The sequence below is a fragment of the Micromonospora craterilacus genome, from assembly GCF_003236315.1.
GTDB lineage: Bacteria > Actinomycetota > Actinomycetes > Mycobacteriales > Micromonosporaceae > Micromonospora > Micromonospora craterilacus.
In genome coordinates this window covers 1-17,889 of sequence record NZ_POTY01000148.1, presented here as the reverse complement: position 1 = coordinate 17,889, position 17,889 = coordinate 1, and the positions used below count along the sequence as shown (strand labels likewise).

13 protein-coding genes and 3 pseudogenes are annotated in these 17,889 nt (G+C 75.9%); 2 read left to right on the top strand and 14 right to left on the bottom strand.

Annotated features, from left to right (window positions below; all coding sequences use genetic code 11):
- Nucleotides 1–34: 34 nt before the first annotated feature.
- Together C1I95_RS21720 and C1I95_RS21715 are read right to left on the bottom strand one after the other, a co-directional pair.
- Nucleotides 35–805, bottom strand: coding sequence for a DUF5995 family protein (locus C1I95_RS21720; protein WP_111216044.1), 771 nt, complete (start codon nt 803–805; stop codon nt 35–37).
- A gap of 87 nt (nt 806–892) precedes the next feature.
- Complete coding sequence (locus C1I95_RS21715) at nt 893–3,766, bottom strand: helix-turn-helix transcriptional regulator (protein WP_111216042.1); 2,874 nt, start codon at nt 3,764–3,766, stop codon at nt 893–895.
- A gap of 192 nt (nt 3,767–3,958) precedes the next feature.
- On the opposite strand from C1I95_RS21715, the pseudogene C1I95_RS36490 reads away from it, so the two are divergent.
- A pseudogene (locus tag C1I95_RS36490) lies at nt 3,959–5,092 on the top strand (adenylate/guanylate cyclase domain-containing protein); the annotation flags it as partial.
- A 651-nt stretch (nt 5,093–5,743) separates the two neighbouring features.
- On the opposite strand, the gene C1I95_RS36485 reads toward C1I95_RS36490, so the two are convergent.
- Nucleotides 5,744–6,310, bottom strand: coding sequence for a dienelactone hydrolase family protein (locus C1I95_RS36485; RefSeq protein ID WP_233513793.1), 567 nt, complete (start codon nt 6,308–6,310; stop codon nt 5,744–5,746).
- Nucleotides 6,311–6,380: 70 nt separating this feature from the next.
- Entirely contained in the window at nt 6,381–6,875 is a 495-nt protein-coding gene (gene paaI, locus C1I95_RS21705) for a hydroxyphenylacetyl-CoA thioesterase PaaI (RefSeq protein WP_233513791.1), read from the bottom strand.
- A 155-nt stretch (nt 6,876–7,030) separates the two neighbouring features.
- Between paaI and C1I95_RS21700 the strand changes: the two genes are divergently transcribed.
- The gene (locus tag C1I95_RS21700) at nt 7,031–7,789 is read left to right on the top strand and encodes a class I SAM-dependent methyltransferase (RefSeq protein ID WP_111216033.1); all 759 of its coding nucleotides are present in this window, start codon (nt 7,031–7,033) and stop codon (nt 7,787–7,789) included.
- A gap of 150 nt (nt 7,790–7,939) precedes the next feature.
- Here the strand turns inward: C1I95_RS21700 and C1I95_RS21695 are convergent.
- The 10 genes and pseudogenes from C1I95_RS21695 to cobO form a co-directional block, all read right to left on the bottom strand.
- A pseudogene (locus C1I95_RS21695) lies at nt 7,940–8,857 on the bottom strand (sirohydrochlorin chelatase); the annotation flags it as partial.
- Nucleotides 8,854–9,474, bottom strand: coding sequence for a precorrin-8X methylmutase (locus C1I95_RS21690; protein ID WP_111216031.1), 621 nt, complete (start codon nt 9,472–9,474; stop codon nt 8,854–8,856). The gene C1I95_RS21690 and the pseudogene C1I95_RS21695, both read right to left, overlap by 4 nt.
- Complete coding sequence (locus C1I95_RS21685; RefSeq protein ID WP_111216051.1) at nt 9,471–9,701, bottom strand: DUF362 domain-containing protein; 231 nt, start codon at nt 9,699–9,701, stop codon at nt 9,471–9,473. The genes C1I95_RS21690 and C1I95_RS21685 overlap by 4 nt, the downstream gene beginning before the upstream one ends.
- Nucleotides 9,698–11,458, bottom strand: coding sequence for a precorrin-3B C(17)-methyltransferase (cobJ, locus tag C1I95_RS21680; protein WP_111216028.1), 1,761 nt, complete (start codon nt 11,456–11,458; stop codon nt 9,698–9,700). The genes C1I95_RS21685 and cobJ overlap by 4 nt, the downstream gene beginning before the upstream one ends.
- Nucleotides 11,455–12,666 (bottom strand): precorrin-6y C5,15-methyltransferase (decarboxylating) subunit CbiE, encoded by a 1,212-nt coding sequence (gene cbiE / locus C1I95_RS21675; RefSeq protein ID WP_111216026.1) that lies wholly within the window; start codon nt 12,664–12,666, stop codon nt 11,455–11,457. Before cbiE ends, cobJ begins: the two co-directional genes overlap by 4 nt.
- A gap of 368 nt (nt 12,667–13,034) precedes the next feature.
- Nucleotides 13,035–14,171, bottom strand: a pseudogene (locus C1I95_RS21670) (cobalt-precorrin-5B (C(1))-methyltransferase); the annotation flags it as partial.
- Nucleotides 14,171–15,055: a precorrin-4 C(11)-methyltransferase gene (gene cobM / locus C1I95_RS21665; RefSeq protein ID WP_438941328.1), complete on the bottom strand. Its 885-nt coding sequence runs from the start codon at nt 15,053–15,055 to the stop codon at nt 14,171–14,173. The gene cobM and the pseudogene C1I95_RS21670, both read right to left, overlap by 1 nt.
- A 5-nt stretch (nt 15,056–15,060) precedes the next feature.
- A complete protein-coding gene (cobI, locus tag C1I95_RS21660) occupies nt 15,061–15,831 on the bottom strand; it encodes a precorrin-2 C(20)-methyltransferase (RefSeq protein ID WP_111216048.1) in 771 nt (256 codons plus the stop codon).
- A gap of 56 nt (nt 15,832–15,887) precedes the next feature.
- Nucleotides 15,888–17,279, bottom strand: a complete 1,392-nt coding sequence (locus tag C1I95_RS21655; RefSeq protein WP_111216021.1) for a cobyrinic acid a,c-diamide synthase CobB — start codon at nt 17,277–17,279, stop codon at nt 15,888–15,890.
- Nucleotides 17,273–17,884, bottom strand: a complete 612-nt coding sequence (gene cobO / locus C1I95_RS21650) for a cob(I)yrinic acid a,c-diamide adenosyltransferase (RefSeq protein ID WP_111216046.1) — start codon at nt 17,882–17,884, stop codon at nt 17,273–17,275. Before cobO ends, C1I95_RS21655 begins: the two co-directional genes overlap by 7 nt.
- Nucleotides 17,885–17,889: the final 5 nt, after the last annotated feature.

Here is a 17,889-nt window from a genome sequence, read left to right as displayed (position 1 = left end):
CCCCGGAGCGGGGCGCGGGGACCCCCCGTCCCGGCTACTGCAGGAACGCCCCCAGGGGCGACAGCAGCAACCGACCGAGCGCGGCGGCCGTCTCGTCGAGCCGCCTGCGCTCGCGTTCGTGCAGGTGCGGGTCGTGCCGGCACCGCCAGATCCGCTGCGCGTTGCGCCAGGCGACATCCCGGGTGTAGCCGATCAGCTCACCCTGGTACCAGTCGTCGATGTCGCCGTTGAGCATGTCGATGAGCAGTTGCCACCGCTCCAGGTAGCCCCGACGCAGGCCGGGGATCTTGTCCGCGAAGATCTTGTTGATCTCCAGGTAGTCCCGGTGCTGGTCGCTGCCGTCGACCGGCTCGGACTCCAGGTGGTCGAACGTGGTGACCAGCGCGAACGGCAGGTCGAAGTTGATGTGCGCGTTGACGCCGGCCGCCGCCGAGGGCAGCGGACGCGCGTCCGGGCCACGCGTCCGCTCGAACAGGCACGTCCAGGCCTTCGGGGTGCCCAGGCTGGAATCGCTCCACAGCCGCAACGCGTCGAAGTAGCGGGCCGCGAACTCCACGTCCAGCCGGGACAGGAAGCCCGGGTCGACGAACCGGTCGGCGTAGAGGCCGTCCAGCACGCTGGTGGTGATGACGAGGTACAGCTTGTTGAAGTCGGCCAGCGGATTGCTGTGCAGCAGCGGCGGCAGCCGGACCAGCATGTCCTGGAGCTTGGTCAGGTGGTCGACGACGGCAGGCACGTCGGCCGGGTGATCGGCGAGCAGGTCGACGATGTCCCGGTGCACAGGCCCCCAGACCGCTTCGCTCACTCCGCCACCTCCACGCTGTTCACCGACGCCGGCACAGCCTTTCAGGCGGGCTGCCCGGCGACATCAGTAGAACGACGTATCCGACACCTACGGCCGGGTGCGTAGGAAGATGGCGCTGGCCTGGACGCGGGTACGTACCTGGAGCTTGTCGAAGATGTGCGACACGTGGACGCCGATGGTCCGCTCGCTGATGAACAGCCGCTGGCCGATCTCCTTGTTGGTCAGGCCCTCGGCCACGGAGGCCAGCACCTCGCGCTCCCGGGCGGTCAGCGCGGCGAGCTCGTCGCCGCCCTCCCCGGCCGGCGTCGCGGCCCCCGCCGGCAAACGCTCCTCCAGGGTGACCCGGGCCCGGCCGGCCAGAGTACGGATCTCGTGCGTCAACGGCACCGCGCCGAGCCCCTGCGCCATCTGGTACGCCTGGCGCAGCAGCTTGCCGGCGGTGGCGGCGCGGCGCCGGCGGGCCAACAGCGCCTCGGCCTGACGCAGCCGGGAGTAGGCCGCCGGGTACGGGTGGTTGCGGTGGTCCCACTCGGCCGCCGCCCGCGCCCACAGGTCCGGGTCCGCCCCGTCCAGGCGGCTCACCTCGGCCGCGCACAGCGCCAGGTACCCCTCGACCACGTCGCGTACCGGCCGGGCCGCGCGCTCGCTCCGGCCGGCCACCCGGTCGGCGATCTCCCGCAGCAGGCGTACCGCGTTGTCGTCCACCGCGACCGTGCGGCTGGCGTGCGCCTCGGCCTCGGCGCGCAGGCCGTGCCAGACCAGCACGGCGAGGATGACCAGGTCGTCGGAGCGGGTCTCGGTCAGCCCCCGCTGCACCGCGTGCCGGGCCACGTCGTGCCGGCCCTGCCACATGGCCAGCCCGGCACGCAGGGTGAGCAGCGGGATGACGTGCCGGGCACCGCCACCGGCCAGCATGGTGGCCACCGCATCCAGGTCCCGGTCGGCGGCGGCGACATCGCCGTAGCCGACCGACAGCCGGCACCGGGCCAGCAGCAGCTCGACCGCGTCCGCACCGGAGGGCCGGTGCCGCAGCGCCGCCGCGACGACCTTCTCCGCCTCGGCCCACTGCCCCACCCGGAACAGACCGTTGGTGGCGATGGCCAGCAGCCGGGTCTCGTAGGTGCGGCCCAACCCCAGCTCGGCCACCCGCTCGGCACCCCGGCGGGCCACCACCACCCCCTCCTCGAGGATGTTCAGCGGCCCGGTCAACAGCTCGGCCAGGTGCAGGTACGCCAGCGCCACGTCCTCCGGACGACCGGCGCGCTCGGCAGTCGCCAGCGCCCGGCGCAGCACCGCCAGGCCGGCGTCCGGATCCTCCAGGTACGCCTCGGAGAAGCCCAACGCCGTGCTGGCCCGCACCACCTCCGTGGTGGCCCCGTCGACCTGCTCGGCCAGCGCCAGCGCCTCCCGGGCCCGCTGGCCCGCGTCGGCGTACCGGCCGAGTTGCAGCAGCAGCTCCGCCAGGTGGGCGGCGGCGGTGGCCCGCTGCCGGGGCGTGCAGTCGGCGCTGTCCAGCGCGTGCTGGTACTCCGCCTCCGCCAGCGCCGACCGGCCGGCGGCGGTCAGGTAGCGGGCCCGGCGGATGTGCAGCTCGCAGGCCGGGTGATCGGTGCCGGCGGCGGCCAACTCCTCCAGCAGGGCCAGCGCCCGGGCGTGCTCGCCGCAGTGGTGGGCGGCCTCGGCCGCGTGCCCCAACAGGGCGGCCCGGTCCGCGCCGGGCAGCCCCTCGGCCAGTTGCACCGCCACCGACCAGTGCCGGTGCGCCTCGGCGTAGCCGTACAGCCGCTCGGCCTCCTCGGCGGCGGCCACCGCCGCCGGCAGCGCCCGCTCCGGTTCCCCGGCCAGCCGCCAGTGGTGGGCCAGCCGCGCCTGGTGCAGCTCGGCCGGCGCCGAGGTGAGCGCCTCGGCGTAGCTGCGATGCAGCAGCGCCCGCTCGGCGGGCAGCAGCTCGCCTTCCAGCACCTCGGCGACGAGTCGGTGACGCAGCCGGTAGCCGTCGTGGGAACCGACCAGCAGCCGGTGGGAGACCGCCGCGCGGACCGCGTCGAGCAGGTCGTGCTCCGGCAGCCCGACCACCCGGGCGAGCAGCCAGTGCTCGACCGGCTCCACTCCGGCGGCGACCGCGTGCACGGCCCGGTGGGCCGGCTGGGGCAGGGCGTCCACCCGGGCCAGGAAGACCTCGCGCAGGGTGTCGGACGGCCCGTCCCGGCCATCGCGCAGATCGCGGGAGAGCTCCTCCACGACGAACGGGTTGCCGCCGCTGCGCTGCCAGAGCCGCTCGGCCGCCTCGGGGGCGAGCGGCCGACACCCGACCGCGGCGGCGAGCTGCTCGGTGCCGGTCCGGTCCAGCGGGGCCAGGTCGAGCACCCGCACCGAACGCAGCCGGCGCAGCTCGGTGAGCACCCGGCGCAACGGATGCGCCCCCTGCAACGACTCCGAACGCACCGCGGCCAGCACCGACAGCTGGAGGTCGCCGAGGCCGGCGAGCAGGTAGAGCAGCAGCTGACGGGTGGTCCGGTCGACCCACTGCAGGTCGTCCAGGACGAGCACCACCGGGCGTCCCCCGGCGATGACGCTCAGCCCGCGCGAGACCCGCTCCAACAGCGCGCCCGCGCCGTCCGGGCCGGCCGCGTCGTCGGCGAACACCGCGAGCAGCGCGCGGACCGAGGCGGCGGCGGGCGGAGCCAGATCGGCGTCGAGGCGACGCAGCGCCTGGCGCAGCGGATGCAACGGCGAGGCGTCGCCGATGTCCAGACAGGAGCCGGTGAGCACCAGGGCGCCCGCGTCGCCCAGCCGCTCGCCGACCTCGCGCAGCAGGCGGGTCTTACCCACGCCGCTCTCGCCGGTGAGAAAGACCGCTGCCGTGTTTCCCGGCGCCACGTCGTCGAGCAGCACGGCACGCATCGTCGCCACCAGGTCTGTCCGACCTACGAGCGGGGTGGTGTCCACGTCGGTGGCCATGGCTCGCAGCCTAGTCACAGGCACCCGCACCGTTCTACCGCCGAAACGCGCCTGTCCTACGCATCGCGTCAACAATGCGACCAATGGTTGCGCTCGGCCGACATACGTCGTTCTGCCGATCCGCCGTCAGACCGGGGGTGACAGTCTCCGGACATCGTCGGCACCACGGGGGGAGAGGCGGGTGCGGTCTCCATGCCCATGTCCACCGTCGTCGCTGCTCCAGAGTCGGTCAGGCGGATTCGCTGGCCGGTGACCGAGGAGCGGCGGACCGTCACCGTCCTCTTCGTCGACATCGTCGGTTCGACCGGGCTGGTCGACCGACTCGATCCGGAAGAAGTACGCGCCCTGCAACGGGTCTACTTCGGCACCGTCGCCCGAGTGCTGCGGCGCTGGGACGGCGCGGTGGAGAAGTACGTCGGCGACGCCGTGATGGCGCTGTTCGGCGCACGGACCGGTGACGGGTGGGAGGCGTACCGGGCGGTGCGGGCCGGCCTGGAGATCCAGCGGGCGCTCGACCGCCGGCCACTCGCCACCGCACCCGGGTTGCGGGTACGGGTCGGGGTCGCCACCGGCGAGGCCGTGGTGAACCTCGCAATCGGGCACGACGGCGGGCACGGCGTGGCCAGCGGCGCGGTCATCACCCTGGCCGCCCGGTTGCAGGAGTACGCCCCGCCCGGCGGCGTGGCGGTCTGCGCGGCCACCCACCGGGCCGTCGCCGGGCTGATCGCGCAACGCCCGGTGCCGGCGGTGACGGTGACCGGCAAGGCCCTGCCGGTGGAGGTCTGGCACGCCACCGGCACCCTGCGGCCCCGGCCGGCGCGGCAGGACGGTCCGCTGGTCGGCCGGCGCCGGGAGCTGGCCACCGCCCGGGAACAGCTCGCCGAGGCGGTACGCGGACGCGGCGCGCGACGCCTCATGCTGACCGGCCCGCCCGGCAGCGGTCGCAGCCGGTTGTTGCGCGAGCTGATCCGGAGCACGCCCACGGTGGACGGTGTGCCGGTGCGGTGGTGCGTGACGGCATGCCCGCCCTACCCGGACGGGCCACTGGCACCCGTCGCGGACCTGGTCCGTGCGGTAGCCGGGGCCCGCGCCACCGACGACCCCGAGGTGGTACGCCGCCGGCTGGCCACCGCCCTGGGCGAGTTGGTCCCGCCGGAGTGCCTGGCACCGGCGTTGGACACGGTGGACGATCTGCTCGGCTCGGCCGCCGCCGCGGGTGCCCGGGCGGCGGCCTGCTGGCGGGATGTGCTGCTGCGTCTCGCCCGACGGCAACCGGTGGTGGTGGCCGTGGAGGACCTCGACCGCGCCGCGCCGGCGCTCCGCCGACACCTGGATGCCCTGGTCGACCTGGCCACGGCGGACGGCCTGCCGCTGGTGCTGGTCGCCAGCGGCACCGAGGAGACCGGCGATGCCGGCAAACCGGCGGCCCGGGTGCGGTTGAATCCGCTCGACGCGGCGGCCACCGGCCGGCTGCTGCGCCAACTGCTGCGCCGGGCCGGCCGCCCGATCGGGTTGGTGCGTCAACTGGTCCCGCTGGTGGGCGGCAACCCCGGGCACGCCGTGGCGTACGTGCACGCGCTCGGCGACGACGATCCGGCGCGGCTGCCCGTCCCGGAGAGCGTCCGCCGGGTGGTCGAGGCCCGGCTGGACCGGCTCGACGGCCCGCTGCGGGCCGCCCTGATGGCCGTGGCCGCTCTCCCGCCGGGCCGCACCGCCGCCGAGTTGGCCCGGGCGCTCGGCTGGCCGGCGAAGCAGGCGGAGTCCGCCCTGCACGCGCTGGCCGGGGCGGGACTGCTCGTCCCACTGCCGGCCGGCGGGCACGACGTCGACGATCCGGTGCTGCGCCAGGTCGCCGCGGCCCGGCTGCCGCGCGCGGTGCGGGCCACCTTCGCCCGCCGGGCCGGCACCGCGACCCGGCCCGAGTCGACTGACAGCGCGGCCAAGTCGCCCCGCCGGAGTGACGCGGCGGCGGCGCGGTCAGCGGGCAGCCAGAAAGGCCAGGACGCGGTCCCAGGTCAGGTCGGCGGCGACCGGGTCGTGGTCGGCCACCGTCGGGTCGGTGTACAGGTGACCCGCCCCCGGGTACTGGTACACCACGACCTCCGCACCCGCGGTGGTCATCTCGCGCTGCCACTGGTCGACCTCGTCGGACGGGTCGTAGGCGTCGGGATCGGCCAGGTGCAGGTGGACCCGCAGGCCGGGCCGGACCGCCGCCGGGGAACCACCGGTGCCGTGCAACAGCAGCAGGCCGGCGGTGTCGGGACGCTCGGCCAGCATCGCGCCGGCCACCCCGGCGCCCATCGAGAACCCGGCGAGCACGGTGTCGGGCGGCAACCCGTCGAGCGCCGCGTGGGCCCGGTCGAGGACGGTCTGCTGACCGATCCGGTCGAGCAGGGCGAAGCCCTCCTCGACGGTGTCGACGGCCGGCACTTCGTACAGGTCGGGCACGCGCACCTGGTGCCCGGCGGCGCGCAGCCGGTCGGCGGCGGCCAGCACGGCCGGCCGCAGCCCGTACACGGAGTGGAAGAGCACGACGTGTCCCATCGGCACATCGTGCCCGACTCCCCCGACAGCGCCGGTCCCGCCGCGCGGCGGCCTGGTCCGGCGGCCGGGTTCAGCCGTGTCCGGCGACCGCCGGTCGGTCGCCCGAGGAACTGGGGGCCGGTCGGAGGACCCGGCTGTGGCCACGGAACTCGGCAACCACCTCCCCGCCCTCGCGGGTCACCGTGACGTCGTAGATGCCGCTGCGGCCGTACCGGGTGCGTTCGGCGGCGCGGGCGACCAGCAGGTCCCCCTCCCGGGCCGGGCGGACGAAGGTGATCTCGCCGCCGGCGGCTACGGTGGCCGGGCCGTGGCTGTTGCAGGCCAGCGCGAATGCGGTGTCGGCGAGCAGGAAGACGAACCCGCCGTGGGCGATGCGGTGGCCGTTGACCATGCCGTCGGTGATCCGCATGCGGGCCTCCGCGGCACCGCCGACGGCGCTGACCAACTCGATACCGAGCCGGTTCGACGCGACGTCGGCGTCGAACATCTCGTGCGCGGCGGTGCGCTGCGGGTCCACCTGGCTCCTGGGTCCGGTCGGCAGGGCGTCCCGCCCTCGGACGGACATCATGACACCCGCCGGCCGCCGGAAAGCGCCAGCCGGGTCGGTTCGCCGGCGGCGATCCGACCCGGCCCGATCATCGCTCCGCCATTCTCTCGTACTTGCAAATTATTGGCAACAACTCTGGACAGGAGGTCCGTGCCGTAACTAGCTTGTGCGGCATGAGTCCTTACATCACCGATCCCGCCGCCTGGCAGGAGAGCTGGGACCGCCAGCAGGAGGCGTACCTGCCGGACCGGGAACACCGGTTCGAGGCCATGCTCGACGCGGTCGACGCCGTCCGCGACACCGCGCCGCCCCGCCTGCTCGACCTGGCCGGCGGCACCGGCACCATCTCGCTGCGCGCGCTGCGCCGCTTCCCCGACGCCGAGCTGACCCTGGTCGACCTCGACCCCGCCCTGCTCGCCCTCGCCGCCGCCTCGCTCGGCGACCGGGCCACCATCGTCACCGCCGACCTCGGCCAGCCGGGCTGGTCCGCCGCCCTGCCCCACCAGCGGTACGACGCGGTGCTCACCGCCACCGCCCTGCACTGGCTGCCCGCCGACCGGCTGGCCGCCCTCTACGCCGAGCTACGCGACGTGCTGCGGCCGGGCGGCCTGCTGGTCAACGCCGACCACATGCCCGAGGACACCCTGCCGGAGCTGACCAAGCGGCTGCTGGCCCGGGCGCAGGAGCGGCGGGCGGCCCGTTACGCCGCGGGTGCCGCCCTGTCCTGGTCACAGTGGTGGGACCAGGCGGCGCAGGACCCGGTACTGAACCCGCTCGTGCAGCAGCGCCACGCCATCTACCCGTCGGGGCACAGCCCGGAGTGGACCCCGCCGGTCACCTGGCACCTGAGGGCCCTGTCCGACGCCGGTTTCGCCGAGGTGGGCACGCTGTGGCGCGGCGGCCCCGACGCCGCCGTCGTCGGCGTCCGGTAGCGGCCCGACGACCCATCCGACCGACCGTCGGCCGGCCGGACACCGCCACCGCCGGCTCACCGGCCGGGCGTCCCGGCCGGTGACGCCCACCACCGGTTCACCGGTCGGCCGTTCCGGCCGGTGACGGCCGCCGCCGGCTCAGCGGTCGGGCGGTGCCGGGTGCCGGTGGTGATGACCGGCGTGGTGATGGCCGGCGTGGTGATGGTGGCCGTCGACCGGGTCGTCGGGGTGGTCGTGCGGGGTCTGCGGCCGCCCCACCTTGTCGGCGAAGCCCGGCAGCAGCACCCGGTACGCGCAGGTGTCGCAGTTCATCCGGATGTCCCCCCGCACCGCCTCGGCGTGCCGCTCGAGCACCAGCTCGGCGAGGGCGTCGCAGTCGCCGATCAGCCCGGCGACCCGTACGTCCAGCTGCGGGTGGGCGGCGGCGAACTCGCCGGCCTGGGCGGCGATCCGATCCGGCAGGACCCCGGCGAACAGGAAGTACGGGGCGACCACGATCCGTCGAGCGCCGAGCCGACGCAGCCGGTCCAGTACGGCCGGGACCGACGGCTCGGCCAGCGAGACGAACGCCGGTTCCACCCCGGCGTACCCGCGCCCCTCCCAGAACAGCCGGGCGACCTTGGCGACCTCGGCGTTGGCGTCCGGATCGGTGGAGCCCCGGCCGACCAGGGCGACCCAGGTGCCGGGCCGGTCGGCGCCGGCGAGCGCCGCGTCTACGCGCTCCTCCAGCACCGCGTGCAGCAGCGGGTGCGGCCCCAACGGCCGCCCGTAGCGGTAGGTCAGCCCCGGGTGGCGCCGCTGCTCGCGGGCCATCGCGGCGGGGATGTCGCCCTTGCCGTGCCCGGCGGCGGCGAGCACCAGGGGCAGCGCGACCAGCCGCCGGTGGCCCCGGGCGGCAAGCGCACCGACCGCGTCGACGAGCGGCGGCCGGGACAGCTCGATGAAACCCCCCTCGACGTCTCCGACGGCGCCGGCGGACCGGCGGCGGACCCGGTCGACCAACGCGGTGAACTGCGCGACCCCGGCCGCGCTGCGGGTCCCGTGCCCGACGATGACCAGGGCGGTCATGACCTCTCCTCCACGTACAGCAGGGCGTTGAGGGCAGCGGCGGCCACCGCCGAGCCCCCCTTCTCACTCCGGTTGGACACTCCGGGCAGGCCGCTGGCCCGCAGGGCCGCCTTCGCCTCCGTCGCGCCGACGAAGCCGACCGGCAGGCCGACCACCAGCGCCGGCCGGGCGTCCAGGGTGAGCAGTTCCGCGAGGGCGGTCGGCGCGCAACCGACCACCCACACCGCGCCGGGGCCGACCTGGTTCGCGGCGATCCGGGCCGCGGCCGCGGACCGGGTGATCCCGGCCGCCCGGGCCAGCCGCGCCGCCGCCGGCTCGGCCACCGGGCAGACCGTCCGGCGCCCGGTGATGCCGGCGGCCACCATCGCCACGTCGGTCACCACCGGGGCGCCGGCACGCAGCGCGGCCAGGCCGTCCGCCAGGGCCGCCTCGTCGCAGACCAGGTCGGCGACGTAGTCCAGGTCGGCGCTGGCGTGCACCACCCGCTCCACCACCGCCCGGGTCAGCGGCGGCAGGTGCGACAGGTCGACCCGGGAGCGCAGGATCCGGTACGACAGCGCCTCGATCGGGTGCACCACCCGACCTTCCCGCCGGGCGCCGGGTTCGGTGTCGGTCATCGGGCTCCTCCGGGTTCCGATGTGGTGGCGCGGATCGCGTCCACCGGGCAGACCTCCAGGCACTCCAGGCAGCCGGTGCAGCGGTCGGCGCGGACCGTCAGGCCACCCGGTACGGGAGTGAACGCGTGGGTCGGGCAGGTGAGCAGACAGGCACCGCAGCCCTGGCAGGCACCGACCGTCACCGCCGCCGGAGCTCGACCGGCCCGCGCCGGGGCGCCCGCCGTCACGGCTGCCACCGGTACCCGCGCGGGGTGACCATCCGGCCGGCGACGATCCGGCTGTGGCTGCTGCCGACCACGACCACGCTGTACATGTCGACCACGGCCACGTCGAGGGTGGCCAGGGTGGCCAGGTGCACCCGCTCGCCGGGGCGGGACGCGTTGCGCACCACGCCGACCGGGGTCCGCGCCGGCCGATGCGCGGCGAACAGCGCCAACGCGGCCGGCAGCTGCCACTGCCGGGCCCGGCTGCGTGGGTTGTACAGCAGCGTGACCAGGTCGGCCTCGGCGGCGGCGCGGACCCGACCCGCGATGACCTCCCACGGGGTATGCAGATCGGAGAGGCTCAGATAGACGTGGTCGTGGCCCAGCGGCGCGCCGAGCAACGCGGCGGCGGCCAACGCGGCGGTCACCCCGGGCACCCCGACCACGTCGATCCGCTCGTCGGCGTACTCCAGGGCGGGGCTGGCCATCGCGTACACCCCGGCGTCGCCGGAGCCGACCAGCGCGACCGCCCGCCCGGCCACGGCCTCGGCCACCGCGGCGCGGGCCCGCTCCTCCTCGGCACCAAGGCCGCTGGCGAGCACTCGGGTGCCGGGGCGCAGCAGGCCACGGACCTGCTCGACATACTGGTCGAGGCCGACGACGACCGAGGCGCGGCGCAGCTCGGCCGAGGCCCGAGGGGTACGCAGGTCGGCCGCGCCCGGCCCGAGCCCGACGATCGCCAGCCGGCCGCGCGGGGCGTGCCGGGCCACGGCGACGGTGGCCATCGCGGTGGCGGTCTTCGGCACCAGCAGCTCCGCCTCGCCACCGATCAACGCGGCCGCTTCCGCGACGCTGGGGGTGCCGACCGCCGCCCGGACCACCTCGCTGGGGTTCGGCACGTCGACCGCCGCCAGCTCCGCCGCCGGGTAGGTCACCAGCGGTACGCCCGACGCCTCGGCGGTCGCCACGATGCCCGGCTCGTCCGCCTTGACGTCGGCGCTGGCCAGGTGCCGCAGGCTCGCCGGGCTGAGGCCGACTCCGGCAAGCACTTTGGCCAGCAGGTCGCGCACCTCCGGCGCCGGCACGCCCCGGCTCGCGCCGACGCCGGCGACCAGCGACGGCGGTCGCAGCACGGCCGTCCGGTCGTCCAGGTCGACCAGCCGGTCGGTGACCAGCAGCCGGTACCCGGGCCCCGCCAACCTTCGGTCGTCGGCCTCGGACCCGGTGGAGACATCGGCATCGGCGTCGGCGTGGACGTTGGCCGGGAGGGCGGGCAGCGGCCAGGTGGCGTCGGCGATCAGCCGGACCGGCTCCCCGTCGAGGATGGCCCGGGAGACCGCGGCGACCGCCCCCTCGACCGGCCAACCGAGGGTGTCCAGGCCGGGCAGCCCGGCCACGTCGGTGGCGGTGGTGACCACCGGGGTGGCACCGAGCAGGGCGCCGACCGCAGCGGCCAGCTCGTTCGCACCGCCGCCGTGCCCACCGAGCAGCGCGACCGCGTGCCGGGCCGTGTCGTCGACGACCACCACGCCCGGATCGGTGCGCTTGTCGCCGAGCAACGGCCCGAGGATCCGTACCACCGCGCCGGTGGCCAGGAACGCGACCACCTGGTCGCCACCCGCCCACGCGGTGCGCAGCGCGTCGGCGACGGTGTCGCCGGCCACCAGATCGGCCTGCGGCCAGGCGGCGGCGAGCGTGGCGGCGTGCCGCCGACCGGCGGCGGTGGCGGCGACCAGCCCGACCCGGCCGGGCGGGTCGTACGGGGTCCAGGTGTGGTTCACGGGCGCTCCCCGGTGAGGACGACCACCGGGTTGGTGGCCGCGAGTCGGATCGAACCGCCGGGCAGGTCGGCGAGGCGGGCGGCGCTGAGCTGGGTCCCCTCGACCGCGTACCCCGCGGTCCGCAGCAGCCCGATCGCCGGGCCGACCCGGTCCAGGGCGGCCAGCGCCACCACCACCCGCTCCGGCCGCCGCGCGGCCACCGCGGCGAGCACGTCGAGGCCGCCCCCGCCGACGAAGACCGCGTCCGGCTCCGGCAGCCCGGCCAGCACCGCCGGGGCGGTCCCGGTGACCAGGCGTACGTCCACCCCGTGCCGGGCCGCATTGGCGCCGACTATGGCGGCGGGATCCCGTTCCACCGCGATGACCGCCGCTCCCAGCAGCGCGCACTCGATGCCGACCGAGCCGCTGCCCGCGCCGACATCCCACACCAGGCGGCCCAGCCGGGGACGCAGCCGCGCCACCACGAGGGCCCGCACCTCGGCTTTGGTGATCATCGAATCGCGATGGGCGTAGGCCCGCTCGGGCAGCGCCCAGCCCCCCGCCGGCGCGGCAGCGGGCTGGTTGTCGACCCGCATCGCACCGTCGGGCCGGGCGAGGCAGAGCACCACGTGCGGGTCGGTCCAGGTGCGGGCCGCGGCGTCGGCGGGACTGGTCTCGGTGACGCGTTCCCGGTCGGTGCCCAGGTGTTCGGCCACCACCAGCCGACGTGACCAGCCAGCGAGCCCGCGACCGATCTCGGCGGCCCCGGCACCGGGAGCGGTGAGCACGGCGACCGCCGGCAGTGCCCGGCAGGCGTTGAGCGCCGGACGTGGGTCCCGCCCGTGGGCGCTCACCACGGCGGCACCGTCCCAGGGCAACCCGGCACGGGCGAAGGCGGCGGCGACGCTGGACACCGCGGGAAGCACCCGCAACGCAAGCCCGGCCGCCCGCAGCCGCCGGACGATCCCGAAAAAGCCGGGATCGCCGCTGGCCAGCACCACGACCGGGGTACCGGCGGTGACGGCCGCGGTGAGCCGCGCCAGCGCCGGGGCGAGCGGACCGAGGACGACGGTCGGGCAGCCGTCCGGCACCGGCACGACCGCGAGGTGCCGGGCCGCCCCGACGACCAGGCCCGCGCCGGCCAACGCCTCGGCCAGCACCGGATCACCCGGCCGACCGCCGGCGTCGATACCCGCGACGGTCACCACCGCACCGTCCGAGCCCGCCACCGACTCCCGGCCCGCACCCTCACTCGGCCCCGCGCAGGCCGGAGTCGCGGGACAAGGCGGCGCGAAGTCGGCAGCGGGCGTGGTCGGGGCTAGGTGTCCAGCAAGCGTGATGTCACCCAGACATGAATATGTCGGTGTGACATCACGCTTGGAGGAAGAACAAGACCCTGCCCGCTCATGCGGCGTGATGTGGCGGACGTGGCAACAGTTGGACGCTGGTGCCGCGACTGGCGCGGGCGGCGTCGACGCGGCCGTGCCGGGCACCGCAGAGGCGCGCTTGTCGGCGGGGCTGGCGGCGTTCACGGTTGGCTCCCGGGCAGGGCCGGTGACGGCTCGGGCGCACCCGTGGCGCGGGGCTGCCGGACCGGCCAACGGCCGGAGGAGGCGACGACTCCGGAACCGGCGAAGTCGACCATGGCCACGTCGACGGTGACCGCGTGTTCGGCGTACCGCAGGAGCACCCGGCGTACCCGGTGGCAGAGCAGGTCGCCGGCGGTGCCGAGCAGGCCGGCGGCGTCCCACAGCTCGTACGCGTGCCGGCCGGTGTTGGCCGCCACCACCGCGGCGACCAGGTCCCGGCTCCCGCCGGCCTCCTCGGTGACCGTGCCGAGCAGGGACAGGTCCACCTTGGACCGGGTGTAGTGGGTCATCAGCACGCCGGCGGCGAGCTTGGCCAGTTTGCCGGCCATCCCGACGAACACCACCCCGGTCATGCCGTCGGCGACGGCGGCGGTGACCGCCGCGCCGGTGAAGTCACCCACCTCGACGAAGCACACCTCGGGCAGTTCCGGCAGCAGCGCCCGGGCGGCCCGCTCGGTACGCCCGCCGGTGCACAGCACCGCGGTCCGTTCCCCCTGGGCCGCCATCACGTGCACCGCCTGCACCACGCTGGCGCGCCAGGACGCGGTGGAGAAGGGCCGGACGATGCCGGTGGTGCCCAGGATGGAGATGCCGCCGAGAATGCCGAGCCGGCGGTTGGTCGTCTTGCGAGCCATGATCTCCCCGCGCGGCACGCTGATCACGACGCGGACCCCGCGTGCGGTCAGGTCGACCACCTCGGCCACGGCTGCGGTGATCATGCGGCGGGGGGTGTCGTTGATGGCCGGACCGCCGACCGCGAGGCCCAGGCCGGGCTTGGTGACGGTGCCGACGCCCGGCCCCCCGTCGAGCCGCAGACCGGGTGCGTCGGCCCAGTCGGCGGTCGCGGTCAGCTCGGCGCCGTGGGTGACGTCCGGGTCGTCCCCGGCGTCCTTGACCACCACCGCCTCGGCCCGGCCCGCGCCGTCGACGGTGCAGCGCGCCACCGGGAAACTCACCCGCCGCCCGGCCGGCAGCCCGATCTCCACCTCGGCCGGTGGCACGCCGGTGACCAGCGCGGTGACCGCCGCCTTGGCGGCGGCCGTGGCGCAGGCGCCGGTGGTCCAGCCGGTACGCAGCGCGGTGGGCCGGACCTTCGCGGTACGCGGCAGGTCCGGCTCCCGCAAGGGCGGGTCGACGTCGGACATCAGCTGGTCCCGTCGCCGACCGCCGCTCCCGGGCTGCCCGGGAGCGGCGCCGCTGGCGGGCCCGGGCGGCCGCGGAGGGCGGCCCGGGCGGCCGGCTCGGCCCGGCGGTACGTGTGGAAGTGCCCGGGGTGGTAGAGGTGGGAGCGGGTGCCGCTGGCGGTGAGTGCCGGGCCGACCAGGAACAGGGTGTGCTTCCAGAGCCGGTGCTCCTTGACCGTGGCCGCCAGGGTGCCGACGGTGCAGCGCAACACCAGCTCGTCCGGCCAGGTCGCCCGGTGCGCCACCACCACGGGCGTGTCCGGCGGGTAGCCGCCGGCCAGCAGTTCGGCCTGGGCCTGCCCGGAACGGGCGGCGGAGAGGAACAGCGCCATGGTCGTGCTGTGGCGGGCGAAGTCGCGTAGCCGCTCCCCCGCCGGCATCGGGGTCCGGCCGCCCTCCAGCCGGGTGAGGATCACCGACTGGGCCACCTCGGGGACGGTCAGTTCGCGGCCCACGAGCGCCGCCACAGCGGTGAACGAGGAGACGCCGGGCACGATCTCCACGGCCAGGTCGAGCGCCCGGCACAGGTCCAGTTGCTCCTGCACCGCGCCCCACAGCGCGGGATCGCCGGAGTGGATCCGGGCCACGGTCAGCCCGTCGGCGGCGGCCCGCCGGTACAGCGGCAGCACCCCCTCGATCGGCAACTGGGACGAGTCGACGATCTCGGCGCCCGGCCGGGCGTGGGCGAGCACGTCGGCGTGCACCAGGCTGGCCGCCCAGATCACCACGTCGGCCTCGGCGATCACCCGGGCGGCGCGCAGGGTCAGCAGGTCCGCGGCGCCGGGTCCGGCGCCGACGAACCACACCTTGCCCCCGGCCGGCGGCGTTGCGGCGCCAATGTCCACAGTGCTCACAGCTTGCCTCCCCGGCCGTCCCGGCGGGCCGGGACCAGCAACGTCGACAGGTAGGGCAGGTCGTCCACCGCGTCGGTGACCGGGCCGATCCGCTCGCCGGGCAGGCCGACGGCCCGGCCGAGCACCGCGTCGGCGAGCCGCCCGGCGCGGCGCAGCTCGCCGACCAGGTCGGCGTGCCGGCGCCAGCCCTTGTACGCCACCACCGTGCCCGGCCCGGCCAGCGCGTCCGCGAAGGCGACCAGCCCGGCGGTGGCGGGCACCAGGGTCAGCGGCTCCCGGCCCTCGCACAACGGGATGCCGCTGCGGGCCGCGAGGTCCTGCATGGCGGTGATGCCGGGCACCGTGCGTACCTCGACCGCCGGGCGCGCGGCCCGCACGGTCTGGGCCAGGTAGCCGAAGGTGGAGTAGACGTTCGGGTCGCCGATGGTGGCGAAGGCCAGCCGGGTGGCACCGCCGTCGAGCGCGGCGACCACGGTTCGGGCGGCGGCGTCCCAGGCCGCCGCGCGGCGGGCGGTCACCCCGCCCCGGTCGTCGAGGGCGAACGGCAGCCGGCGTAGCCGGTCCGGCGGGACGTGCAGGGCGACGGTGGTCTCGGCCCGTCCGGGCGGCGCGGTGGCGTCGGCGGCGAGCCGGTCCAGCACGGGTACGAACACCAGGTCGGCCTCGCCCAGCAGACGGACCGCCTTGACGGTGAGCAGTTCCGGGTCACCCGGGCCGACGCCGATCCCGGTCAACGTGGCGGCGCCACCCCGGTGCCGTTCCGGCACCCCGGCATCGTGGGCGAGGCGGGCGGCGTTCCGGCCAGCCGGGGTGGCCGGGCCGGTCACCGGGCCACCGCCTCGACCAGCCGGCGGGCGGCATGTGGCTGCCCGGCCCAGTGGGTGTGCAGGTAGGACGCGTGCAGGCGACCGGTGACGAAGCCGTGGTCGGTGCCGTCCCAGCGCCACGCCGGCCGGTCGCCGTGCCCGGGATCGGTGACGGTGCGGTGGAACTCGTGTCCGCGTACCGGCTCGCCGCGCCGGTGTGCCGGGGAGTCGGCGACGGCGACGGCCTCCCGGTAGCCGAGGGTGAGCGTGCCGGTCATCCGGGCGGTGAGGTCGAGCCGGCCGCACATGGGCACCCGGTCCAGGGATCGACCGAGGTAGAGCAGGCCGGCGCACTCGGCCACCACGGGACCGTCGAAGGCGGCCACCTCGGCGCGCAGGGCGGTGTTGGCGGACAGCGCCTCGGCGTACGTCTCGGGGAAGCCGCCGCCGACGACCAGCGCGCGGGTGCCGGCGGGCAGGCCCGGGTCGTGCAGCGGGTCGAACGGGACCACGTCGGCGCCGGCGGCGGCGAGCAGTTCGGCGGTCTCGGCGTACGAGAAGGTGAAGGCGGCACCGGCGGCGACCGCGACCACCGGGGCGGCGGCGGTGACCAGGCCCCCGACGGCGGTCACCGGGTCCCAGGCCGGCGTGACCAGCGGCGGGGCGCTGCGCGCGAGGTCGAGAACGGCGTCGAGGTCCACGGTGGACTCGACGAGGTCGGCCAGGGCGGCCACGACGGCCAGCGACTCGGGTGCCCGCTCGGCCACCGGCACCAGCCCGAGGTGACGGGACGGCGCGGCGACCTCGGCGGCCCGGGTGACCGCACCCAGCACCGGTACGCCCACCTCGGCCAGCGCCTCGCGCAGCAGCGTCTCGTGCCGGGGCGAGCCGACCCGGTTGAGGATCACGCCGCCGACGCGTACGCCCCGGTCGAAGGCGGTCATGCCGAGCACCAGCGCGGCGGCCGAGCGGCCCTGGGCGGTGGTGTCGAGCACCAGCACCACGGGTGCGTCGATCAGTCGGGCGACGTGCGCGGTGGAGGCGTACCCGCCGCGACCGACGGCCCCGTCGTGCAGCCCCAGTACGCCTTCCACCACGGCGATGTCGGCCAGGCTCGGGACACTGGCACCGTACCGGAGCAGCGGTGCCACCCGTTCCTCACCGACCAGCCAGGGGTCGAGGTTGCGGCCGGGGCGGCCGGCGGCGAGACCGTGGTAACCGGGGTCGATGTAGTCGGGGCCGACCTTGTGCGGGCTGACGGTCAGGCCGCGGCGGCGCAGTGCGACGAGCAGGCCGGTGGCGACCGTGGTCTTGCCATGCCCGCTGGCCGGCGCGGCCACCACGATCCGGGGCAGCTCGGCCGGCCCGGTCACCGCGACCGGGGACAGCTCGGCGGGGCCGGTCACCATTCGATGCCCTTCTGGCCCTTCTGGCCGGCGTCCATCGGGTGCTTGACCTTGGTCAGCTCGGCGACCAGGTCGGCGGCGGCGACCAGCCGGGGGTCGGCGTCGCGCCCGGTGACCACGACGTGCTGGAAGCCGGGTCGCGCGGCCAGGGTCGAGACCACCTCGTCCACGTCGACCCAGCCCCACGTCATCGGGTAGGTGAACTCGTCCAGCACGTACAGGCCGTAGCGCTGGGCGGCCAGGTCCCGCTGGATCTGCCGCCAGCCCTCCAGCGCGTCGGCGGCGTGGTCGGCCTCGCCGCCGCGCTGGATCCAGGACCAGCCCTCGCCCATCTTGTGCCAGCTCACCGGGGCGCCCTGGCCGGTGCGTTCGTGCACCTCGTGCAGCGCGCGGAAGGCGTTCTCCTCCCCCACCCGCCACTTGGCGCTCTTGACGAACTGGAACACCCCGATCGGCAGCCCGGCCGTCCAGGCCCGCAGCGCCAACCCGAACGCCGCCGTCGACTTCCCCTTCATCGCTCCGGTGTGCACCACCAGCAACGGCCGATTACGCCGCTGCCGCGTAGTCAACCCGTCCCCAGGCACAAACTCCGGTCTCCCCCGAGGCATCAGCC